This is a genomic window from uncultured Thiothrix sp. (genome assembly GCF_937876535.1).
Taxonomy (GTDB): Bacteria; Pseudomonadota; Gammaproteobacteria; order Thiotrichales; family Thiotrichaceae; genus Thiolinea.
In genome coordinates, this window is sequence record NZ_CALFHZ010000007.1 from 61,670 (window position 1) to 85,607 (window position 23,938).

The following is a 23,938-nucleotide window of genomic DNA, read 5'->3' on the forward strand; positions in this document are numbered from 1 at the left end:
CCTGCACTCCTGCGTTTGTCGTAAAACAAGGACAATTATGACTGGCTTATTTCAAGGCATGAGTTACGTACTAAAGGGGTTTTCGCTGATTACTCAAAAGGGAATTCGACCTTTTGTAGCAGTACCTTTATTAATCAATATTTTAATTTTTACTGGCGGTATTTGGTTGGCATCCAGCCAAATCGAACGCTGGATGGAACACTTACTGCCTAGTTGGCTAACTTGGCTGGAATGGCTACTCTGGCCTTTGTTTATCGTAGTGATTTTCTTTGCAGTCTTTTACACCTTCACCATGCTTGCCAATATTATTTCAGCCCCCTTTAATTCACTCCTCGCTGAGCAAATAGAAAAACGTCTGAATGGCTTGCCGGTTACAGAGTTTCAAGGTTTTAAGTCGATTCCAGGTTTAATTACTCGCACTTTCCGTAGCGAAGCTAGCAAACTTTGGTATATGGCGAAATGGGGGATTTTACTAATTCTGCTTACCCTCATTCCGGGCCTGAATGTGATTTCACCGATTGCTTGGACGATCTTTGGGGCGTGGATGCTAGCGATTGAATATGCTGACTATCCGATGGGCAACCACGAACTTTATTTTAAAGACGAACTACAAACCCTTAAAAAACACCCAACTCACGCTTTAGGTTTTGGGTGGATTTTATCGTTAATGACGGCTATCCCTGTTTTGAACTTTTTAGCCATGCCAGTAGGGGTAGCTGGCGGCACCGCTTTATGGGTAGATGAGCTGTCTAAAAGTCATCGAGAAGGTTTAAACATTAATCTAAGTCCATCCCGTTCATAAACACCTCTAACCAAGTATAGCCGCCTGCTTTAGGCGCTTCCTTAGCAGCATCACTCGCATCAGCAGGATTCAAACCCTGCTGTTGCTCCCAACGATCCGACATACCATCTTTATCAGCATCAGGGTAAGGCTCTCCCTCAATAGGGGCTGGAAAACCTCCAACTTCAGACTCGGCAAAAGGAAAAGCTTTATTCAAATAAGTACTCGAACGGTAGTCATCTACATAGCGCTGATCAACTGGATCACGATTTTTTACCCATTGCCCTAGACTATTAATCCGTTGATTAGCCCCAACTTGATCCAGCACTAGACTTTCAGCGTCCAAAGCAGTTTGGGTAGTGATCGGAATCCCATTTGGACTTAAAGTTTTAAGACGCCACCAACTCATTGGCAGTTGTTTGCTACAGGCTGCTGTACGTGTTGGGTAATAACAGAGCACATTAATGGGTTCCTGACTTGCCTCACCCATAGGCAGATAGCGATTGTCTTGCAAATACAAAGAAGGCTCCCCAGGTACTCCATCCCACCAACCCTGAGGGTCTTTTTGCTTTTGCATTCGAGCTGCGGGGACTAAATGCAAACCGCCACGTTGCTGGTCATAATCGGCCAAAGTAATCGGCCCGGCTTTCCACGTATTGCCAATCACATCTGCTTGCACTGCACCTGCTAGTACGGTTGGAAACCATTGCCAGTTATAGACTAGATTATTAATAAACTGCCCCTGTTTGGTTAATAAGTCACCATTACGCTTTTGCGTGTGCACAAACAAATTGTGATGTAAGCTCAGGCGCTCCGCAGCATATTTAGGGTCGCCATCATAACCTGCCATAAAGGCAGAGCTTGGATGCCCTCTACCATCCGCATGACGGACTAAGCCCTCACCAAGTAAATTCCACGAAATCGTAATATCAGTGGCAGTACCTTTTGAGCCATCCCATAACTCCCCTGTATACACACTCAAACCTTCGGCGGGTGTCCAGCTAAAAGAGCAATGATCAATCATGACTGCACTAGCATTATTTTCAATCATGAAAGTTTCAGGGGTTTGCTGTGCATCAAAAACCGGAAGTTGCCGCCCGGTGCGAAAGCGTAAATAGCGCATTACGACATCATGGGTCAAAAGCGTGATACCATTGTTTTTAATAGTAATACCACCCGCAGGCGCGGTTTGCCCAGCCACAGTTAAATACGGACTTTTAATACGAATATTCGCTAAGCGCTGCACATCCGTTTGCTTAGTTTTTTTATTCCAAACGTTTTTATCAGGCAATAGCTCAATAATACCCGAAACCCGAAATACTACTGTGCGCGGATAGGGTTGCATTAATGCCCAACGTAAAGTGCCCGGGACTAGTTTACTCGGATCAGCTAAATCTTCTGTAGTACAAGCTTTGGTCGGGCAAGGATCATCTAAACGATCCACGATTAAAACTTTACCAGCACGCCCACCTAAGCTAGCGGCACCATCCCCTTCCGCACCCGGAAAAGCTGGCAAACTGGCTTGAATAGGTTGTGCTAGTAAATAGGTGGCTAGTAGCCGCAAGATCCCTCGATTCATCCTGCAAGGTATAAGCAAACCTTAGTAAATTTGCTAAACCTAATTGGGATAACTGGCTAGAAACACACGCTCGATGAGCGTGTGTAAAAGGTGGGATGGGAAAAATTTAAAACCGCTGACTATAGGCAACCCCAATAGCCTTCTGTTTCATCTTTAAGTTATAAGCATCTAAAGCAATGGATGCCTGGGGCGGCGCCGTCGTATCGCCTTTAGTTTCATTTTCGAAGGTATGTACGAAAGAAGCAATTAAGCTTGATTTTGGTGTGAGTTGCCATTCTGCACCTAAACTGATGTGTTGCTTAACAACACCGGGGGCTAAAACATTCACGGTGGTTTCTGAGGAGCGAATTGGATTAGTCCTTTGACAATATCGGCGCAAGGTGCTTGCGTGCATAGTGTTCTCTCCTCATCAGCGGTATTGATTACCTAAGTGCATACTCACCGAAGCTAGTGAAAACTGTCAATTGAAAATAGGCTTACTATCTCTAATGGTTTAGCTAGCTTTTGCGAAACTTATCTGTGCAGTTGCTAGTCTCAATGACAAACTGAGGAAGTATTATGCGTTTATTACTAACATCAATAATTTTTGTACTACTGAGCTGTCAGGTTCAAGCCGAGCAAATCCCTAAATCTGAAGCTCCTCAGCCACCGTGCCAGCAAATCTCTCCCAATAGCGATAAGTTTTATAGTTGCTGGAGGGACAGCTTTGGTCTTGCCTTTGCGCAATTTGACTATGTAAAAATTAACCAATGGCTCGATCAAGAGAGTATTAAAAAAGTAGTCATGGATTATCACTCTAATAATTTTCTTAACCTGCTGTTCTGTGGAACAGAAGTTGAAGGTGGCCACCCTACCAAACCAGAACATCGAGACTTGGTTATCAAAATTACTGAGCAACTGTTGGCCTTAGGTGCTTCATTTGATTCGATACCTGATTATGTAACTAATTTGTTTTGTGTGGTGAATAATCGTGATAGCGAGATGCTTGACTATGTGCTCACCCGCATTGAGGCCAAACCCAAGGATCTTGATTCTTGTTTATATGAAGGTGTGGATACTGCTCATGTACCGATTTTTCGAGCCATTCAAAACGATGATCTAGAATCAGCAAAGGTATTGCTTCAACATGGAGCTGCACTAAATTACAGAATCCTTGATACCACACCACTGATAGAGTCCTTGCAATTGGGTAATATCAGAATAGCGGATTGGCTATTGGATATGGGCGTATCCGTATATGAAACCGATGATGGCAAATGCAAGGGTAAATTACCCATTGCATTTGCCCAAGAAATTCCTGCTGAGCTAGAGGGGCGAGAACAAATAATCATACGTATTGAGTCTTTGATGCAGGTATTTCCGAATACTTGTAAGAAACAGCAAGCACCAACATAGAAACTTGGTATCCCCTCACAACTCCAGTTATTATGCACTGCTTCGCAAACTCCTTTAATTGGAAGCATTCCTATGTCGCACATGCAGTTTGAGCTACTCAAAACTGAAGGGATGGCCCGTCGTGGTCGTTTGAATTTCCCACGTGGTGAAGTCGAAACCCCTGCCTTTATGCCAGTAGGTACTTATGGCACGGTTAAAGCGATGACTCCGGAAGAGCTTAAAGGTATTGGTGCGCAAATTATTCTGGGTAATACCTTCCACCTCATGCTACGCCCCGGTACCGAGATCGTGCGTTTGCATGGTGACTTACATGAGTTTATGCATTGGGACAAACCGATTCTCACTGACTCGGGTGGTTTCCAAGTATTTTCGCTGGCTGCGATGCGTAAAATCAGCGAGGAAGGTGTACGCTTCCAATCGCCGGTGAATGGTAGCCCGATTCTGATGACACCTGAATCCTCGATGCAAGTCCAGCGTGAATTAGGTTCGGATATTGTGATGATTTTCGACGAGTGCACTCCCTACCCTGCAACGCATGAGGAAGCCAAGCAATCGATGGAGCTTTCACTGCGTTGGGCAGCCCGTAGCAAAGCAGCGCATACCGGCAATCCTTCAGCCTTGTTTGGGATCGTACAAGGTGGTGTGTATGAAGATTTACGTCTGCATTCTGCAGAACAACTACAAAAGATTGATTTCGATGGTTATGCCGTGGGAGGTTTAGCTGTTGGTGAACCGAAAGAAGATCGTGATCGGATTTTAGAAGCTACTGTGCCGCATTTACCCGCGAATAAACCACATTATTTAATGGGCGTAGGTAAACCTGAGGATATTGTTGAAGGCGTATTACGCGGAATTGATATGTTCGATTGTGTGATCCCCACAAGGAATGCGCGCAATGCTTTTTTATTCACTCGCTACGGACAATTGAAGTTACGTAATAGCCAATACCAACACGATACCCGCCCGATTGATGAACAATGTGCTTGTTACACTTGCCAAAACTACTCACGCGCTTATTTACGTCATCTAGACAAATGCGGCGAAATCCTCGGCGCACGTCTAAATACCATTCATAATTTGTATTACTACCAAGAACTGATGCAAGGTATCCGCACTGCTTTGGAGGCAGGTCGTTTTGCTGAGTTTGTGCGTGAGTTTTATGCGCTGCGTGCGCACTAAGCGGTACAACTAATCCCGATTTTATCAAAGCGTTGATTAAGCGAGGCCGCCGCTCCGCGTAAAGCTGGATTGTCGGCCTCAATAATATACACAGGTACTTTTTGCATAAAACCTGTGAAGCGCCCTTTGGTTTCAAACGCAGCACGAAAACTAGAGTGGATAAAATAATCACCTAAATTAGGCACAATCCCCCCACCAATATAGACTCCGCCCGTCGCGCCCAAGGATAAAGTTAGGTTGCCTGCAACAATTCCGAACCACTCACAAAATAAGTTCATGGTTTCCATACAAGCGGGACAAACTTTAGCAATGGCACGTCCAGAAATATCAGCAGGCTGTAGCGTCTCTGGCGTTTTACCATCCAAACGACAAATCACTTGATAGAACTCCTCTAAGCCCGTACCAGATAACAAGCGCTCAGCTGACATATGCCCGTATTTTTCCCAGAAAGCCGCAAAGATGGCTAACTCACGTGGGTTGCGTGCACCTAAAGTTACATGCCCACCTTCACCTGATAAAGGATACCAACCTGCTGCAGAACGAATTAAACCGGATACTCCTAAACCTGTACCTGCACCTAATAAAGCAATCGCTCCATCAGGATCAGCAGCCCCACCACCCACTTGTTTTAACTCATTGGCGTCTAATAGAGGAATCGATAAAGCCATCGCAGTAAAGTCATTAATCACTTTTAAGCGCTCAAAACCAAAGCGCTCGCGAATTTCACGAATACTAAAAGTCCAAGCGTGGTTGGTGAGTTTAATCGTATCTTGTGTGACGGGAGTCGCTACATCAATGGCGGCTTGCTTGATTTGATGAGGCGGTGCTGAACTCAAGAACAGCTCAATCACTTCAGCTAACCCTGCAAACTGATTAATTTTAAAAGTTTTAATATAACTAGGGCGTAGTGAATCAGTTCCTAACAAGCCTAAACGGATATTGGTTCCACCAATATCGATAGCAAGCGTAGTGTAGACAGCAGACATATTCTTTTTCCTTAAGCTGTTGCCTGATGCGGCGTGGAATTATTTTACATCATGAAAAAAATAAATGCTGCTACTGATCAAGGTTTTAACGTAGCAATAAGCCACGAGCTTGTAAAAATTTTAACATATGCGGACGTTGTTTTTTCTGCACCGCGCCTGCAGTTTGTGCTGACCAATTAGAAATGCGTTGATTACTGCCACGTGTTTGATAATAAGCCTGCATTTGTAGATCATAGGCATCAACTTGTGATGCTACTTGGCTAAGATCATAGTGATCAGTATGTAAGATAGTTTGCACTGGGAAGCGTGGTTTAACGGCATTAGCTTGCACTGGCCAACCTAAGCACATACCAAACACTGGATAAACCTGCTCAGGTAGCTTTAATAGATCACAGACTAACTGTGGATTGTTTCGAATCCCACCAATGAAAACGCCACCTAAACCCATAGACTCAGCGGCGAGCAGGACATTCTGCGCTACTAAAGCGGTATCAACGGTAGCGGTAATAAAATGCTCGGTATGACCTTCTAAAGCACCCAATTCATTTTTCACACAGGCATAATTCACGCGCTGCAAATCTGCACAAAACACTAAGAAAACTGGAGCCACAGCCACCCACGTTTGTCCACCCGCTAATTCTGCGATTTGTGCCCTTGTTTCGGCTTGAGTGACCTGAATCACAGATACGGCTTGAATGAAACTAGACGAAGCCGCTGCTTGCCCACAACGGATTATATTTTCTAAAGTTTCTTGAGAAACAGCTTGCTCTGTAAATTGACGCACAGAGGCATGGTTTAGCATGGTTGCCATCATCGTATTCATCGTTTACTCCTTAATGCAGCACTAAACCGACTCGCCCCCACTGCAAGCCGCCGACTTCACGGTTATAAGAGAACCAAACTTGGCGAGCGCGTCCAGTAATATCTGCTAAAGGTACGGTACCAAAATAGCGCGAATCATTACTATTATTCCGATTATCCCCGAGCACAAAGACTTGCCCTGCAGGTACGGTTAAATCCGCTAAGGGTGTGGCAGCTTGAGGATTCTTCCAAATAACCGGCCATTGTTTCTTTTCATAGCGCTCTTGAATCACAATCGCCTCATTCTGCTGAGCACGCTGTACCGTTAGGGGTTTATTGTTGACCGTCACGGTTTGCCCACGGATTTTAATTTGATCACCTGGTAAGCCAATGACCCGTTTGATGTAACCCATCGCGCGATTATTTGGGTAAGTGAAAGTAATAATATCGCCACGCTGAATTTCTGGCTCGCAACCTAAACAATTATAATGTTTGTCCGCATAGATAAAATCGCCTGCAATTAAGGCTGGTTCCATGCTAGCCGAAGGAATCCGAAACGGCTCAACCCAATGTTTGCGTACTTGCTGGGATAACAAAGGAAATAAACAAACCGTCACTAGCAAAATAAGAAACAGATAAGTGCCCGCGCCTTGCCAGCTAGCAGGTGTGTAATTGGATAATTTCAAAGCCTGCAAGAGCGCGTCAATACAACTAATCAGCCAAATCAATAGCGCCAAACCAATCGAACCGAGCATGACGGAAGCCGTCCAATCATCGGGTAAATAAGGCACGATTAAGCCAACTAAAGGAATCCCAAACAACCATGAGCCAAGCATAAACCAAGCGGCTCGATTCACTTGTCCATTGTAGAGTTGCCCTAAACCCGGCAAGAATAAACCCAATAAAAAAGCTAACCAAGCTTTGCGTGGGCGATTGAGTGTGCTGATTGAATCCATATTAGCTATTGGAAGAAATCCCTAAAGCTTGTAAATGACGTGGGCTATTTTCCCAGTTTTCTTCCACTCGTACCCATAAGCGCAGCAAGACTTTTTGCTCTAAAAAGGCTTCTAAAGCAATTCGTGCAGAACTACCAATCCGCTTTAGAGTCTCGCCCTTGCGCCCAATAATAATACCCTTTTGATTTTCTCGGCTGACCCAAATGCAAGCGTGAATTTCGGTAATTTCAGCGCGTGGCTCAAACTTTTCTACTTCGACAGCAGTGGAATAAGGAATCTCTTGATGCAAATAAGTCATCAACTGTTCGCGGATTAACTCCCCACAAATGAAGCGCGTCGATTGATCCGTCACATCATCTTCCGCATAACTCCACTCGCCCTCGGGCATAAGTGCAATCAGCTCATTTTTTAGCGCTTCAGTATTAATTGCTTTGGTAGCAGACAAGGGGAAAATCGCTTTAAACTCGCGTTTAGTAGCGACTTCTTGTAACCAAGCTAACAAATCCACCTTCTGCTTGACTCGATCAACTTTATTTGCAACCAGAAAAATGGGGCAAGTTAAATGCTGCAGACGCTCTAAAACCAAACTGTCCTCATCGACCCAACGCTCTGCCTCCACAAGCATAATCACCGCATCGACATCTTCTAGTGCTGCTACAGCTTGGAGATTAATCGTTTTATTTAACAAGCTTTTAGAAGCACGATGGATACCAGGCGTATCCAAAAAAACAATTTGGCAGTCGTTTTCGCTCAAAATCCCACGGATATTATGCCGTGTAGTTTGGGGTTTATTTGCAGTAGCCGAGACCTTAAAGCCCACCAAATGATTCATTAAAGTGGATTTGCCGACATTTGGCCGACCTGCGATTGCCACAACACCATATTTAGACATGCTTCATTACCTGCTCAAAGGCTTTTGCTGCTGCATCCTGTTCCGCTTTACGCCGACTACCTGAAATACCTGTAGTGCAAATATCTAAAGCAGGCACTTTACACTCCGCGGTAAATGTTTGGCGGTGTGCTTCGCCCTCGACCTGAGTGAGTTGATAGCTTGGTAAGTCATAGCCACGCGATTGCAAATATTCTTGCAGACGACTTTTGGGGTCTTTTAAATCATCTTCAGTAGGTAATTGATTGAGCAAATCGCGATAAATATGCAGCACAAAGCGTTCTGCTTCACTGATTCCTTGCTCTAAGTAAATACAACCAATCAGTGCTTCTAACGCATCAGCCAGAATCGACTTACGTCGAAAGCCGCCACTCTTTAACTCACCTTGCCCTAAACGCAGAAAATCCCCTAAGCCTAAACCTGCAGATAAAGTTGCAAGGGTATTTTCATTCACCAAAGAGGCACGTAAACGACTTAGATAGCCTTCGCTCGCACGGGGAATGCGCCGATAAAGCTCCGTGGTGATAATAAGCCCCAGCACACTATCACCAAGAAACTCCAACCGCTCATTATGTTTACCATCTGCGCTACGGTGAGTGATGGCGCGTACAAAATTGTCAGTCGCCATCAACTCAACCGAAATTAATTTCTTTAACTTATCCAAACAGCCTATTGCCCCTTTAACGCCTCGGCATGATGGAAAGTCATAAGAAAATCAATATTTCCTAGCCAAGGCTTTCTTACTTCATAATTTACCACCAAAGCTTTTGCATTTTTATTGTCAGCTTGAGCCTCCACTGAAAAATACTCGCGTTTGACGGTATACATACCATTAATATTCAAATAATCATCTAATTTACCACGTAGCCCCTGCGTATTAGTCGCACTAATTGCTGGGTCTTCTACAATCTTTTTCATTAAAGATTGCACGCTATAAAACTCAACATACACCGGTACTAATTTAACGCCGCTGACAAAAGCCAGAATCACAATACTTAGGACACTGACCCAGCTTAGAAATGACATACCACGCTGTTTTTTTCTTGTTTTCATGCTTTGACCCAAATTTATTGTTAACTATTCTTGTTCGGGCTAGGTCTTGCTTAATGAGATTTAATCAATCAAGCCAATCCGTTTGAAATTTAAACCATCGCCACCCCAGTTAAAGTGCATCCATACTAACATGGCCTTACCAACTAGATTTTCTTCCGGAACTAGACCCCACATCCGGCTATCATTACTCATATCACGGTTATCGCCCATGACAAAATAATGCCCTTCAGGTACCACCAGCTCACCAGAACGGCCTGAACTGCCCGGCAAAATCAGAATATCATGATCTACCTTACCTAGCGTTTCCTTTAGACGAAGGGTGGGGTGTACTTCTCCTTGCTGATCATGGGCATCGTATTCACCCAGCTCTTGGCGGGCTACTGGCACTCCATTTACTTTTAGCTCTTTATTATCCCAAGCAATTACATCACCCGGCATACCTACTAAGCGTTTAATGAAATCAATTTTCGGATCATTGGGAAAGCGAAACACAACCACATCGCCTGTTTTAGGCTCGCCCAAAGGAATAATTTTAGTATGTGTCACCGGTAAACGAATACCATAGGTAAATTTATTAACCAGAATAAAATCACCAATTTCTAAAGTGGGTAGCATCGACCCCGAAGGAATCCGGAAAGGCTCAGCAACAAAGGAGCGTAAGAGTAAAACAATTAAGAGTACTGGAAAGAAAGAACGCGCATATTCCACATACCAAGGCTCAACACGACGACCGAATTTACTTTTCTTGCGATTAAACAGGCTATATAACAACCAAATTAAACCGCTTACTAGGGTAGCAACCACTAGCCAAAACTCTAAGTCCATATCCATGTAGGTTGTTCCTTCTTAATACTCTTCGTTATTAATTATCACTAAACTTATTTATCACTGACGCGTAGGACGGCTAGAAACGCTTCTTGTGGAATCTCCACACTACCCACCTGTTTCATGCGCTTTTTACCTTCTTTCTGCTTTTCCAGTAATTTACGCTTCCGGCTGACATCCCCCCCGTAGCACTTAGCTAATACATCTTTACGCATTGCCTTTACAGTGCTACGGGCAATAATTTGACTACCAATCGCGGCTTGAATCGCGACTTCATACATTTGGCGTGGAATTAATTCTTTCATCTTTTCTACCAATTGCCGGCCACGCGATTGAGCAAAATCCCGATGTACCATAATGGCCAGCGCATCCACTTTATCGCCATTGACTAAGACATCGACACGTACCATCGGTGCTGGTTCAAAGCGATCTAAAGCATAATCGAAAGAAGCATAACCACGACTCACAGACTTTAATTTATCAAAGAAATCCAAAACCACTTCAGCTAAAGGTAAATCAAATACGAGGGACACCTGATTCCCCATATATTGCATATTTCTTTGCACACCACGTTTATCAATACAGAGTGTAATCACATTCCCTAAATACTCTTGTGGAACTAAAATTGTGCCACGAATAATAGGCTCGCGAATTTCTTCAATCTTATTTAAAGGTGGTAATTCTGAAGGATTATGAACAAAAACTTTTTCACCATTCGTTAATAAGACTTCATAAATAACCGTGGGTGCGGTAGTGATTAAGTTTAAATCATACTCACGTTCTAAGCGCTCTTGGACGATTTCCATATGCAACATGCCAAGGAAACCACAACGGAAACCAAAACCTAAAGCTTGGGAGGTTTCTGGTTCATAAAAGAGCGCTGAGTCATTTAATTGGAGCTTAGATAAAGCATCCCGCAGATTTTCATATTGATCGGCATCCACGGGGAAAATACCTGCGAAGACGCGGGGCTGAATCTCTTTAAAACCTGATAACGGTTTATCCGCAGGTTTTTGCGCATCGGTGAAAGTATCACCCACGCGTGCCGCTGTAATCTCTTTAATACCAGCGATGACAAAACCCACTTCACCCGCTTTCAAACTATCTTTATCTAGGCGTTTGGGTGTAAAAACCCCGACTTGCTCTACTTGGAAATCACGTCCAGTCGACATCGCACGAATTTTCATTTTCTTGCGAATTTCACCGTCAACGACCCGCACGAGCGAAATAACCCCAAGATAATTATCAAACCAAGAATCAATGATTAAAGCTTTTAAAGGAGAGTCTGGATTACCCACAGGCGCTGGAATCCGCTCAACTAATTGCTCTAATAAATCCTCAATACCAATGCCAGTTTTTGCACTGACATGGACTGCTTCGGTCGCATCAATCCCAATAATATCTTCAATTTCTTGGCAAACCCGATCGGGATCAGCCGAAGGTAAGTCGATTTTATTTAAGACTGGCACAACCTCAAGATTCAGCTCAATCGCGGTATAGCAATTGGCAACGCTTTGCGCTTCTACACCTTGAGAGGCATCAACCACTAATAAAGCGCCATCGCAAGCCGCTAGTGAGCGTGATACCTCATAAGAAAAGTCCACATGGCCGGGGGTATCAATAAAATTGAGCTGATAGATTTGCCCATTACGTGCTTTATAATCGAGCGAAACGCTTTGTGCTTTAATCGTAATGCCGCGTTCACGTTCTAAATCCATGGAATCAAGTACTTGAGCTTCCATTTCGCGCTCTTCTAGGCCACCACAATATTGAATAAAGCGATCCGAAAGAGTCGATTTACCGTGGTCAATATGCGCAATAATGGAAAAATTCCGAATGTTGGGGTTTACTTCAGCCATCTTGTAATGCTTGTCTCACCATGTCCTCTTCGAAAAAATGGAAACACACGACCTCAGTGCCGAGTGTGACCACCGGCACATCCACGTCATAACGCTTGCGTAAATCCGGATCTTTATCGATGTCGACTAATTCTAATTCAAATGTTAATTCGTGCTGCAAATAACGCAGCTCGGCTATCATTGCATCACACAAATGACAGCCGAGGCGATAATACACGGTTAGGGATTTTTTTGCCTGTCTATTCAACTTTCATAGCCAGAAAACGTGCAGCACCTTCGCGATAGACTAATACTGCAATGGTTTTACCCTTATCAATCTCACTAAGAATTTTCTTAACTTCTTCAGGTGAACTCACCGGTTTGCCATCCAATATAGTAACTACATCACCTGCCGCAATGCCTGCACGTTGGGCAGGATCGCCGCTTACTTTTTCAACTAAAACCCCTCCCATTGCTAGGCCTAAAGCCTCACGAATTGTGTCATCAATGGGTGTCAACTGCATGCCTAAGACTTCTATACCCACAGGATTATCTGGGCTAGCTTCTTCAGGCTCAGCTTGGGCAGCCCCTTCTTCACCAGGTAACTCACCAATTTTTAAATCGACCTCTTTACGCTCACGATTCCGAATCACCGTCAGTTTCACAGTTTCACCCGGAGCGACTGTACCAACCATGGCAGGTAAACTCCCTGCATTAGCCACAGGTTTACCATTCAATTCAATAATGACATCGCCTAACTGCATGACATTAGTGGCTGGCCCTTCAGGAACGACTTGAGTTACTAAAGCTCCAGTCGGTGTGGTCATACCAAAAGACTGTGCTAGGTTTTGATCGACTTCTTGGATGTATACTCCAATCCAACCCCGTGAGACTTTGCCTTTGGTTTTGAGCTGAGAAACCACATCCATCACAATATTGATGGGAATCGCAAAAGACACCCCCATAAATCCACCAGAACGGCTATAGATTTGTGAGTTCACGCCAACCACCTCACCATCTAAATTAAAGAGCGGCCCACCTGAATTACCCGGGTTGATCGCCACATCAGTCTGGATAAAGGGCACATAAGTATCAGTCGGCAAATTACGTCCAGTCGCACTCACAATTCCCGAAGTAGCACTGGATTCAAAACCAAAGGGTGAACCAATAGCCAAAACCCACTCACCCACTTCAATCGTGCCAGAATCCCCGATTTTCAAAGTAGGTAGATTCATCGCTTCAATCTTTAACAAGGCAACATCACTACGCTTATCACTACCAATTAATTTAGCCGTGAACTCACGCCGATCATTCAGCTTTACCAAAATTTCATCTGCACCATCAACCACATGATGATTGGTAATAATGTAGCCATCTGCTGATAAGACAAAACCTGAACCTCGCGCATCTGCACCAAAATCTTCCGGTACACCATTGCCATTCGGATTACCGAAAAAGCGTTTCATTAGTTCATCGAAAGGCTCTTCGTAGCCCGGAGCACTATCGGGTGGCGCTTCAGGAGCTGCTTTTTGCTTATGACTAGTTGTGATATTTACCACAGCGGGTCCATTGGTTTTCACAAGCTCAGTAAATTCCGGCAAGCTGCGTGCCTGCACGGAAGCGCTAAGGCAAAGAGCTCCTGCAAGTAGCCACTGCAAAAGCCGCATACGACTAGCCGGTTTATCAGTCATTGAGAGTCTCCAAACACATGTTGTTCAAATGCTACAAGTCAAACTAGCTTACCCGAATCTAGGCTCGCATAGCTATAGGTGCTCGTGGCTGAATACAGCTTAAAATTCCTTCATCAACTTATTTTTTATACGATTTTTAAATATTTTGCAGGGACTTTTTCAGTGAGCCAGACATGATTAGCTGAACAATAAAAGAGATAACCATCAGCTTGCATTTGTTGTGCATCGACTAACAGAATAATGGGCATCCCATGTCGCATCCCTACTTTAGTCGCTGTTTCAGTATCTTTGGATAAATGCACATGCTGGCGCGATTGCGCTTTTAAGCCTTGTTTTAGAATTGAGTGTACAAACCGACTTGCCGTACCATGATACAAAACCTCAGGCGGCTGCATAGGTTCTAAACCTAACTCTATTGTTTTTAAAGAATGACCTTGGTTAGCACGGATTTGCTTACCATCCACACTGAAGCTATAGCGCTGTTTGTCATTAGTCAATACGATCTCATCCAGCTCAGCGCGCGTTAAAGGCTTTTTGTGCGCTGCTAATTGACTCAATAACTCATCCACTGAAGCCCAACCGGCCTCATCTAAACTTAAGCCTATCGTCTCTGGTTGATGGCGTAATATTAGACTCAAGAATTTACCTTTACGAATTTTTTCTTTTTCATTCATCATTTTATCTTTTCTTTATTTTATAATTAGTGACTTAAACAAATTGTTTAACTTAAATCTCAATTGGCTAATCGCTAAGTACATAAATTTACATTATTTTAGTCTTTTAGCCACTTGCTAGGGGTCATTGTTATGCCTGAGTTTCACCACTTTCTCAATCAGCTGCCGAAAGCCGAGCTACATTTGCATCTTGAAGGTAGCCTAGAGCCTGAATTGATGTTTAAACTCGCACAACGTAATCAAATCACCTTACCTTTTGACTCAATCGAAGCGATTCGAGCCGCTTACGAATTTAGTAATTTGCAGGATTTTTTAGACATTTATTATCAAGGCGCGAATGTTCTACAAACTGAGCAAGATTTTTATGATCTGACTTGGGCTTATTTAGAGCGCTGTTATCAACAAAATGTGCGTCATGTTGAGCCTTTCTTTGATCCGCAAACTCATACAGACCGTGGAATTCCGTTTGGCACAGTCATCAATGGGATTCATCAAGCACTCCAAGATGCTAAAACAAAATTTGGTATTAGCAGCTATCTGATTATGTGCTTTTTGCGGCACTTACCGGAAACTGCCGCGTTGACCACACTAGAACAAGCCTTGCCGTATAAAGATAAAATTATCGCAGTCGGCTTGGACAGCTCGGAAAAAGGCTTCCCACCTGAATTATTTGAGCGCGTATTTGCCAAAGCTCGAGCTGAAGGTTGGTTAACCGTCGCGCATGCAGGCGAGGAAGGGCCTGCTGATTACATTAAACAAGCTATAGAGTTGCTCAAGGTTAAACGCATTGATCATGGAGTGCGTTGTGTGGAAGATCCACAGCTAGTCGAGCACCTGATTCAGACGCAAATGCCACTCACGGTCTGCCCCTTATCTAATCTTAAACTTTGCGTATTTAAAGATATGCGTGAACATAATATTTTAGAACTACTTGAGCGCGGGGTAAAAGTTACCATCAACTCAGATGATCCTGCCTATTTTGGTGGCTATATGACGGAGAACTTTATTGCTGTAGCCGATGCTTTATCAATGACTAAAACCCAAGCCATTCAGCTTGCCCAAAATAGTTTTGAAGCGAGCTTCCTGCCCACTGCGGCTAAAGCAACTTGGAAACAACAATTGCAAGCCTTGGCTTAGACTGCGCTTTAGTACCCCCTTTAGGCAGTAGGTCTTGTACTAGCTGCTTAAAACCTTGCTCAGAATTTCTCCTAAACTTCTCCACAATTGCTCCGCAAACTGTCCTAAGTCCTCCACTATACTCAAGTCAATTCGCTAAATTTTAGCAACCCCTTTTTATTTATTACTGAGTTGAGCAGAATGAAGAATGTTAAAATTACCCTCTGGGTTTTATTATTAGGCTTGAGTATAGCTTGGTTATTTGCCACGCCACCTTTAAATAGTCCAATTACTTATTTCGCTTTTCGCGATGTATTTATTCAATACAGCGGCATTATCGCGATTGCTGCTATGAGTGTTTCCATGATCCTAGCTGTACGTCCAGTATTCATGGAGAACTTTTTCAATGGCCTTGATAAGATGTATCGCTTGCACAAATGGTTAGGGATTTCAGCTTTAACTTTAGCAGTTCTACATTGGTGGTTTGCTAAAGGGACTAAATGGATGGTTGGTTGGGGCTGGTTAAGTCGTCCAGAACGGCGTCCGGGTGGTGATGCAGGCCAAACTCTAAGCACTCTTGAAAGCTTTTTTCGTAGCCAACGTGGCTTGGCAGAAACCATTGGTGAATGGACTTTTTATGTAGCTGTTCTTCTTATTGCGTTAGCGCTGATTAAACGCTTTCCCTATCACTTATTTAAAAAGACCCACAAATTCTTAGCCATTGCTTATTTATTATTGGCATATCACAGCGTGATTTTAATTAAAAACCAATATTGGGGACAGCCGATTGGTTGGATCATGGCAGTCTTATTAGTGTTAGGTAGCGTGGCGGCTTTCTTAGTTTTATTTAAGCAGGTCGGCAAAAAGCGTCAAGCCGCAGCAACGATTGAATCCTTACAGTATTATCCTGAGCTAAAAGTTTTAGAGATTGATGTGTTGGCTGCAGATGCGTGGCAAGGGCATAAAGCTGGCCAATTCGCTTTCGCTACTTCTAAAACGACTGAAGGCGCACATCCCTACACCATTGCCTCCGCTTGGAATCCAGCGGATAAGCATATTAAGTTTGTGATTAAGGAACTAGGCGATCACACTAAAACCTTGAGTGAGCAACTGAGCGTCGGGCAAACGGTTACTTTAGAAGGCCCTTATGGTCGCTTTGATTTTGAGGACAATAAATCGCGCCAAATTTGGATTGGTGCAGGCATTGGCATTACCCCCTTTATTGCACAGATGCGGCATTTAGCCACTGAACCGGATGGCAAAGAAATTGATTTTTTCCATACCACTAAAGAAGTCAGTGAGCTTGCTTTAAGCAAACTCAAGGCTGACACCGCAGCGGCTCAAATCGATTTGCATCTGCTCATAGACGCGAAAGATGGTTATTTGACCGCTGAAAAAATTCAAGCGGCGGTACCTGATTGGCAAAATGCGAGTGTATGGTTCTGTGGCCCCAGTACCTTTGGAGCCAAGCTAAAAACTGACTTAATTAAAGCTGGGTTAAATCCTAACGACTTTCATCAGGAAGAGTTTGCCTTGCGTTAACTAAATCCTAGAGTTAAAAGTTAATTACCCCAAAGTAGCAAGGTAAATACTTGCTACTAGTCCACTAAATCATGATTTAAAAACTATTGGGATAGAAGCAGTTGAGCTTACCACTGATTCATTTACCCTAAAGCTCGGATTAAGGGTTTTTGGTACGCTCAGTCAATCTCACCATATCATTCATTACGCTATCCAAGCCGCCATACACATTTAAGTTCTGGATGCGTCCGGTGATTTTTTCCAAAATCTCCAGTTCTTTTAAGCGCAATAACACAGGGTTACCCTCCATCACTTTTGCAGTATTGTGCAATGAACGGGTTTCTTGCGTTTCTTCGCGACGACGGATTAAATTGGCTTCGGCCTTTTTCTCCGCCTCCACGACTTGCGCCAAAATCGCTTTCATTTCACCCGGCAACACAATGTCACGAGCACCAACAGTTTTCAATTCCAGCCCATAGGCTGCTGCTTTTTCCGCAACAAGGCTTTGAATGGTTTGATTTAACAGATTTTTATCGGCTAATAATTCATCCAAAGTCTGAGTAGAAACCACCGTGCGCAAGGCTAATTGCAACTCGCGATACAAATAATCTTTGTGATCCGCAAGACTCGCTTTTACCAAGGCTGCATCTTTTACTTGCCATAACGCCGACAAATTAATGCGCAAACCCACACGGTCTTTGGTCAAGATTTCCTGCCCATTCACTTCCATGTTTTGCAAACGCATATCCATCTGAGTGACTTTGATACTGTGGTTAAACTGCCACCACGCATACGAACCTGCCGTCAAAGTTTCGCGTTGTTCAGCATCAATTTCTAAGAAACCAATATGCCCTTCAGGAATCTGACTGACTGCTACCGAATAGAGAGCCACATTGCGCAAAGCAGCTTCTTTCACATTGACCAAGATATTCGCTAACTGTTTAGGCACACGAATGTCATCCGCAATATTGACTTTGCGCACGTCAATCGCCCGTTGTCCACGCCAATACGCGCCACGCTGTGCGGGTGCTTTAATATCTTTCAGCACATTATCTTGATAGACCAAACCAACTTCTTGCTCGCCGGTTTCCCAACGTTGAATATCATTGGCAAACTGTTCTGGATAAGTATCGGCAAGCGTCAAAACCTGTTCTAACACCGGATTACTCACAGCCCCCAAGGTGCTTATGATCTGGACTTTGTAAGTATCGGTTAATTCCCAGAAATCATGTTTGCCAGCCTTTAAAACTTTGACGAACTGCTCGTTTTTGAACAACAGCCCGCGATTTGCTTCTGGAATGATGACGGTTTTTTTAAATAACATGGTGTTGTCCTTTATCAATAAGTTGGCATTCCTCCCCACCGCGACGGGCTAAGTGCTTTGGATCAATGGGGAAACGCTGCGTTGCTTGGAGTCGAAACTCGCTGCGTTACAAAGCTCGCCATCGACCTACCCAGCACTCAGGCCAGCGAAGTGGTGCTCAGTATTTTGGTATCCGAAGATACCGCCACAGCGAGCGTGGAGGTTTGCCGTTTGTATGCCCTTACGGGCGATTATTACCGTTTCAGGGTAAGTTGCTAATTGGAGTTGAACCAATCACCGCTTGATTAATAGTCAAGTGCTCTACCAGTGAGCTATAGCATGGTGCAACTGATTGGAGTCGAACCAATGACCTTCCGATTCAAATCGGAGGCTCTACCACTGAGCTACAGTCGCACATCTGTTTCATACTGCACCGATACGCACACTCACCAGAGGCGGCTGCGTCAGCTAGGGTTTTGAACCTAGTCCGCAAGTGCCAGTTGAAGTTCAGATATTAGAAGTATTGCAGGAGACGTGCCATGTGCACGTTGAATAAATAACATATTGAAAAAACTGAATTTTATTTTTTAAAATAATAACTACTCAGTTAAAAAACATAACAACTCTATCAATAAAAATAGCTAACTATCTTTATCGTGCAACCATCTTGCCAACATTGCCTCTAACTCCTGAATGCTAAAAGGCTTGGCTAAATAATCATTCATCCCTGCAGCTAAACAACGCTCACGCTCCCCTGCTATGGCATGTGCAGTTAAAGCAACAATCGGTAAAGTATGTAGACCTAACTGACTACGAATCAACTGGGTAGTTTGATAACCATCCAAATCAGGCATGCTCACATCCATAAAAATCAAATCATAAGCGTCCGCTTGGAGCTTCACCAAAGTACTCTCCCCACTTGCTGCTACCTTAACTTTAACACCCAAAGCATTAAGCAACTCTTGACCGAAAAACTGATTTAGGGGGTCATCATCAACTAATAACACCATCTTATTTTGATAGTGATGCTTGGTAGTGACAGATATTTGAGTATCAGCAGTTTCTGCTTGTTGCTCTGCAATAGTAAAGCTAAGTTTAAAGAAAAAACTTGAACCCTGGGCTGGTCGACTTTTGACAGACAGTTGCCCACCTAAATGCTTAACTAAGTTGTAACTAATAGTTAGCCCTAAACCCGTACCTTTGTAGCGGCGATTAATAGTAGAATTAGCTTGAAAAAATGGCTCAAATAAACGCTCTTGCTCTTTAAGTGATAATCCTAAACCCGTATCAGCTACATTAAAACCCAATTCTATTTTATTCAACCACTTTCCAATGGGTTTAATAATTAAACTTACTGAACCTACATCCGTAAATTTAACGGCATTATCTAGTAAATTCAATAAAACTTGCGAAAGACGCATAGAATCCCCCATCAAAATAATATGGGTTGGATATTCGCTCACAAGGTCAAACTTTAAGCCCTTATGCCGTGCTTGATCACCTAATAATTTCTCGAGATTTTCTAAAACTGCTTGCAGGCTGAAGGGTTGTACCTTCACCTCTGGTTGCACATGAGTCATCCGTGAAACGTCTAATATATTATTAATTAGACTCAACATGTGTTGCGCAGAAGCTTGCAACTTAGCCACATAATCACTTTGCTGCACTGTTAGTTGAGTTTGGCGCAATAAAGTCCCGCTACTCACGACTGCATGCATGGGTGTACGCAGCTCATGGCTCATGGTCATTAAGAGCGCATCTTTAGCCTTATTCGCAGCCTCACTTTGCTGAGCCTGATCACGCAACTCACGGGTACGTGTACTTTGACTGATAGAAAGAAGCACTATAAATAATAAAAACCCAAACATTGAAATATTCAGAGCTACTCGATCCTCAGTCAAAACCCCAATGCCAAACAAGAAACTAGGCATACATGAAATTAAAATCACACTAAAGGCCCACACAAAAGTCATAGCTTCTGGGAGTTGATTTTTATATAGAATCCACACAACTGGGGCAACTAATAGTAATAAAACCAATCCAAAAAACGAGGGGAAAAAGAACTGAAATGGAAGCAAATAAATAATCAGCATTATTAAAAAAGATAGCCAAAAATGGATTCTAAATAAATTAGCCCAAACCGGCAGTCGCTCTGCTATATACAGTATATAATAAAAAAAGCTATTTCCACTAACCACAGATAGCATATAAAACACCATATGAATGTAGCTAATGTTTAAATTGGGAATAAATAAACTTAGCAGGCCACTTTCATGACCTAAACTAATAAAAGTAGCAAAGATAAAAATGGTTAAACTTAAGTAACTTCTTTCTTTTAAGCTAAAAAAAGTCAGCAAATTATAGACTGACATAATTAGCATTCCACCTAGAACTAAGGCGTATAATATATGATCACTAACAACCCCTTTGAGTAGACTATCAGCACTTAATAGCTCAGGCTTGAAAACTAGAGGGCGATTCGAGTTATGAATACGTAAATAGACGGAGTATTGAACAGCTACAGGAAGCTCTAAGCGAAAACTTGCACGTCTTAATTCAGATATAATTGGAATAGTTTTGATAGCTTCAGTCGCTATCGTGTTCTTACTTGGAAGAATATAAAGCTGAACAGAGTCTTTATCTATATCTTGTAAGCGCAAATACCAATCGAGGTTATTGGAGTTTTGGTTAATCACATCAAAACGCAACCACCAAGCCGACAAGCTATAGCCTACTTTTGTAGGTCTATGCCAATCCGATGCAAACTCCGTATGATTGTTGGCTACATCTTTTAGATTTAAGTAAGCGCTCTTATCCTCTAAGACCTCCAGTACGGGTAAAACCGGAATTGTTTCCACTTGCTGATCCAAAACGACAGGCAAACCTTCAGCCTTGAGCGAACCCACAAATACTAAGAGAAAAAAGAGTAAAGCAATCCTAGTCAATTATAAAAATTTTCCACAAATACTTACTTATTAGATATTCAAGTAATGAAATAAAAGACATGGATTAAACTATAATATGAATAAACATGATCAAAAAGCGACACCCTCAAGAGCTTTTATCTGAATTTTTTAACAAACTTTAGAGTCTAATATAGAAATAGACTAAAAAACAATAAATAGATAGGGTTAAGTAGCATATATCAGCATGAATATGCTTATATTATAGGCAAATTTCGATATAAAAACAGTCATTAGCCTTATAATGTGGCAAAAAATTTAACCAAATTACTATATTAATTCATATAATTTATATTTTTTAATGTACGAAATTATTAAAAAACACTGTAGATTTTTGATCTTTTAGTCCTTCGTTAATATAAGCTTATTTTAGCCATGAATTGAACACTGCATACGCACATTTTTTTCAAGATATTCATAAACTCTGCTTAATGGTGGAGATGACGGGATTCGAACCCGCGAACAGCCAAAACTAGGGCATTACTCCTAGCCAGAACGCTCTTGGAAAACGCGCGCCAGTCTCAACCCCTTGGAGCTTTCAACCTGCATCCGCAACCCTGCGAGCTATTCTGCTTAGTTGACTGCGATTTTACTCGTCTGCCGTACTTATCGTTTTAGGCAGTGGCACACCGATTATCGCCAGCATCCCCGTTCGAGGTTAGCTCAACAAATGGGGCACTTCACATAACCTTTTCGGCTATTTTTCTTTAACCATTTACATTGGGTCTTACCTAGATCACGTAAATATTGAATAGCCTCTATCAATAGAGGAGTTTTAAAATCGCTTTCTGACAGAAACTCTATTTCCTCCCCATCAACGGTAGATTTACTTTTACTTAAAAACGAAACCTCTGTTGGGGTATTCATATAACTTCTAGCCACCAAAATAGACTCACTATTATTGTCAAAATAGTACAGATCGTATTCATAGTAAAAACTATAACTCCCATCTGGCTGGGGTTCACTGGCATCAATATGGTGTTCAATACGAACGCTCATAACACCTTCACTTATAGTTTAATAAAAAAGAAAGCAGCAAATTTACTGCTACCCCTTCACACACAAAACCTGTTTCAAGGTATGCATAATTTCCACTAAATCCTCTTGCGCTTTCATCACCGCTTCGATGTTTTTATACGCGGCTGGTGTTTCATCAAGCACATCAGCATCTTTACGGCATTCCACGCCTTGAACAGCTTTCACATGTTCTTTCATCGATACCCGTTTTTTTGCCTCAGTACGTGACATCACGCGCCCTGCACCATGACTACAGCTGCAAAAGCTTTCTTCATTTCCCAATCCGCGCACAATGTACGAACGCGCGCCCATGCTGCCCGGAATAATCCCCATCTCGCCTTTGCGCGCACTCACTGCACCCTTTCGCGTCACCCACACATCCTGCCCATAGTGATGTTCTTTACTGATGTAGTTATGGTGGCAATTCACTGCCTCCACATCCGCAGAAAATGGCATTGGCAACACTTCACGCATCGCCTGTAAAGTACGCGCCATCATCACTTCACGATTAGCCTGTGCAAAATCCTGCGCCCATGCCACTGCTTCCACATAATCACGGAAATGATCCGAACCTTCGGGGATATAGGCCAAATCCTTATCCGGCAAACTGATAAACCAACGCTCCATATCCTTTTTCGCCTGCGCAATAAAATGCGACCCGATTTTGTTACCGACCCCGCGTGACCCACTATGTAGCATCACCCACACACAATCGGCTTCATCAATACACACTTCGATAAAATGATTCCCCGAACCCAAAGTCCCCAAATGCGCCAAGTGATTGCTCTTTTCCAACCAAGGATACTTTTCGCACAGCTTTTTAAAACCCTCACTTAAAGGCAACCACTTCGCCAAAGCTTCCGACGGCGCATCTGTCCAGCTCCCTTTATCGCGATTTCCAAAGGTCAAACCATGCGGCACGGCCTTCTCAATCGCTGCACGCATTAACCTCAAGGAATCCGGCAAATCATCAGCTTTCAAGGTGGTTTTCGCCGCCATCATCCCACAACCTAAATCCACACCCACGGCCGCTGGAATCACTGCACCAATAGTTGGAATCACACTACCAATCGTAGCCCCTTTCCCTAAATGCACATCGGGCATCGCTGCAACCCATTTATGAATGAAAGGCATGGAGGCAATATTTTTTAACTGCTGCTTGGAGTGAGCATCAAAAGACACACCTTTAGTCCATGCTTTAATCGGTGCTTTACCTTGTTCGAATAAGACTTCGTAGTTGCCTGTCGTGGTCATACTTGTTATCTCCTTGAATTAAGTTTGATAACTAGATTGCAGGCAATGTGCCAACTTAACTAAGCTTTTGTTTTACAAACTAATAGCCTCTACAAACAAACATGCGATTGTAGTTTT

22 protein-coding genes and 2 tRNA genes are annotated in these 23,938 nt (G+C 43.0%); 5 read left to right on the plus strand and 19 right to left on the minus strand.

Annotated features, from left to right (window positions below; all coding sequences use genetic code 11):
- The first annotated feature begins 37 nt into the window (after positions 1-37).
- Complete coding sequence (gene cysZ, locus Q0230_RS03815) at positions 38-802, plus strand: sulfate transporter CysZ (RefSeq protein ID WP_298608344.1); 765 nt, start codon at positions 38-40, stop codon at positions 800-802.
- On the opposite strand, the gene Q0230_RS03820 is transcribed toward cysZ, so the two are convergent.
- Both Q0230_RS03820 and Q0230_RS03825 read right to left on the minus strand, forming a co-directional pair.
- Positions 777-2,345, minus strand: a complete 1,569-nt coding sequence (locus tag Q0230_RS03820; RefSeq protein WP_298608346.1) for a hypothetical protein — start codon at positions 2,343-2,345, stop codon at positions 777-779. The genes cysZ and Q0230_RS03820 overlap by 26 nt on opposite strands.
- Positions 2,346-2,466: 121 nt before the next feature.
- Complete coding sequence (locus Q0230_RS03825; RefSeq protein WP_298608348.1) at positions 2,467-2,754, minus strand: hypothetical protein; 288 nt, start codon at positions 2,752-2,754, stop codon at positions 2,467-2,469.
- A 164-nt stretch (positions 2,755-2,918) separates the two neighbouring features.
- Here Q0230_RS03825 and Q0230_RS03830 point away from each other — a divergent pair, with 164 nt between their 5' ends.
- Together Q0230_RS03830 and tgt are read left to right on the plus strand one after the other, a co-directional pair.
- Positions 2,919-3,755 carry an ankyrin repeat domain-containing protein gene (locus Q0230_RS03830; protein ID WP_298608349.1) on the plus strand — a complete coding sequence of 279 codons (837 nt, stop codon included), beginning with the start codon at positions 2,919-2,921 and terminating at the stop codon, positions 3,753-3,755.
- A gap of 81 nt (positions 3,756-3,836) precedes the next feature.
- Positions 3,837-4,934: a tRNA guanosine(34) transglycosylase Tgt gene (gene tgt / locus Q0230_RS03835; RefSeq protein ID WP_298608633.1), complete on the plus strand. Its 1,098-nt coding sequence runs from the start codon at positions 3,837-3,839 to the stop codon at positions 4,932-4,934.
- On the opposite strand, the gene glk is transcribed toward tgt, so the two are convergent.
- From glk to Q0230_RS03890, 11 genes are all read right to left on the minus strand, one after another.
- Positions 4,931-5,920, minus strand: a complete 990-nt coding sequence (gene glk / locus Q0230_RS03840) for a glucokinase (RefSeq protein WP_298608350.1) — start codon at positions 5,918-5,920, stop codon at positions 4,931-4,933. The genes tgt and glk overlap by 4 nt on opposite strands.
- Before the next feature lie 85 nt (positions 5,921-6,005).
- Entirely contained in the window at positions 6,006-6,743 is a 738-nt protein-coding gene (gene nfsA, locus Q0230_RS03845) for an oxygen-insensitive NADPH nitroreductase (RefSeq protein WP_298608353.1), read from the minus strand.
- Between the two features lie 10 nt (positions 6,744-6,753).
- Complete coding sequence (lepB, locus tag Q0230_RS03850; protein WP_298608355.1) at positions 6,754-7,677, minus strand: signal peptidase I; 924 nt, start codon at positions 7,675-7,677, stop codon at positions 6,754-6,756.
- Position 7,678: 1 nt separating this feature from the next.
- Positions 7,679-8,569, minus strand: a complete 891-nt coding sequence (gene era / locus Q0230_RS03855; RefSeq protein ID WP_298608357.1) for a GTPase Era — start codon at positions 8,567-8,569, stop codon at positions 7,679-7,681.
- Positions 8,562-9,230 carry a ribonuclease III gene (gene rnc, locus Q0230_RS03860; RefSeq protein WP_298608359.1) on the minus strand — a complete coding sequence of 223 codons (669 nt, stop codon included), beginning with the start codon at positions 9,228-9,230 and terminating at the stop codon, positions 8,562-8,564. Before rnc ends, era begins: the two co-directional genes overlap by 8 nt.
- 5 nt (positions 9,231-9,235) lie before the next feature.
- Positions 9,236-9,619: a DUF4845 domain-containing protein gene (locus Q0230_RS03865; protein WP_298608361.1), complete on the minus strand. Its 384-nt coding sequence runs from the start codon at positions 9,617-9,619 to the stop codon at positions 9,236-9,238.
- Between the two features lie 60 nt (positions 9,620-9,679).
- Entirely contained in the window at positions 9,680-10,450 is a 771-nt protein-coding gene (gene lepB / locus Q0230_RS03870) for a signal peptidase I (RefSeq protein ID WP_298608363.1), read from the minus strand.
- 47 nt (positions 10,451-10,497) lie between these two features.
- Positions 10,498-12,303, minus strand: coding sequence for a translation elongation factor 4 (gene lepA, locus Q0230_RS03875; protein WP_298608365.1), 1,806 nt, complete (start codon positions 12,301-12,303; stop codon positions 10,498-10,500).
- Positions 12,296-12,520, minus strand: a complete 225-nt coding sequence (locus tag Q0230_RS03880; protein ID WP_298608634.1) for a glutaredoxin family protein — start codon at positions 12,518-12,520, stop codon at positions 12,296-12,298. The genes lepA and Q0230_RS03880 overlap by 8 nt, the downstream gene beginning before the upstream one ends.
- A gap of 22 nt (positions 12,521-12,542) precedes the next feature.
- The gene (locus Q0230_RS03885) at positions 12,543-13,973 is read right to left on the minus strand and encodes a DegQ family serine endoprotease (RefSeq protein WP_298608371.1); all 1,431 of its coding nucleotides are present in this window, start codon (positions 13,971-13,973) and stop codon (positions 12,543-12,545) included.
- Between the two features lie 125 nt (positions 13,974-14,098).
- Positions 14,099-14,650 (minus strand): RNA 2'-phosphotransferase, encoded by a 552-nt coding sequence (locus tag Q0230_RS03890; RefSeq protein ID WP_298608372.1) that lies wholly within the window; start codon positions 14,648-14,650, stop codon positions 14,099-14,101.
- A gap of 129 nt (positions 14,651-14,779) precedes the next feature.
- Here Q0230_RS03890 and Q0230_RS03895 point away from each other — a divergent pair, with 129 nt between their 5' ends.
- Positions 14,780-15,784, plus strand: a complete 1,005-nt coding sequence (locus tag Q0230_RS03895; RefSeq protein ID WP_298608374.1) for an adenosine deaminase — start codon at positions 14,780-14,782, stop codon at positions 15,782-15,784.
- A gap of 180 nt (positions 15,785-15,964) precedes the next feature.
- Positions 15,965-17,305, plus strand: coding sequence for a ferric reductase-like transmembrane domain-containing protein (locus Q0230_RS03900; RefSeq protein ID WP_298608376.1), 1,341 nt, complete (start codon positions 15,965-15,967; stop codon positions 17,303-17,305).
- A gap of 139 nt (positions 17,306-17,444) precedes the next feature.
- On the opposite strand, the gene Q0230_RS03905 is transcribed toward Q0230_RS03900, so the two are convergent.
- From Q0230_RS03905 to Q0230_RS03930, 6 genes are all read right to left on the minus strand, one after another.
- Complete coding sequence (locus tag Q0230_RS03905) at positions 17,445-18,608, minus strand: slipin family protein (RefSeq protein WP_298608378.1); 1,164 nt, start codon at positions 18,606-18,608, stop codon at positions 17,445-17,447.
- 249 nt (positions 18,609-18,857) lie between these two features.
- Positions 18,858-18,927, minus strand: a tRNA-Asn gene (locus Q0230_RS03910).
- Positions 18,928-19,001: transfer RNA gene (locus tag Q0230_RS03915), tRNA-OTHER, on the minus strand. It abuts the tRNA gene before it with no gap.
- A gap of 227 nt (positions 19,002-19,228) precedes the next feature.
- Positions 19,229-21,532, minus strand: a complete 2,304-nt coding sequence (locus Q0230_RS03920; protein WP_298608380.1) for a hybrid sensor histidine kinase/response regulator — start codon at positions 21,530-21,532, stop codon at positions 19,229-19,231.
- Between the two features lie 681 nt (positions 21,533-22,213).
- Positions 22,214-22,549 (minus strand): hypothetical protein, encoded by a 336-nt coding sequence (locus Q0230_RS03925; protein ID WP_298608382.1) that lies wholly within the window; start codon positions 22,547-22,549, stop codon positions 22,214-22,216.
- 48 nt (positions 22,550-22,597) lie between these two features.
- Positions 22,598-23,821: an RtcB family protein gene (locus Q0230_RS03930; RefSeq protein ID WP_298608384.1), complete on the minus strand. Its 1,224-nt coding sequence runs from the start codon at positions 23,819-23,821 to the stop codon at positions 22,598-22,600.
- Positions 23,822-23,938: the final 117 nt, after the last annotated feature.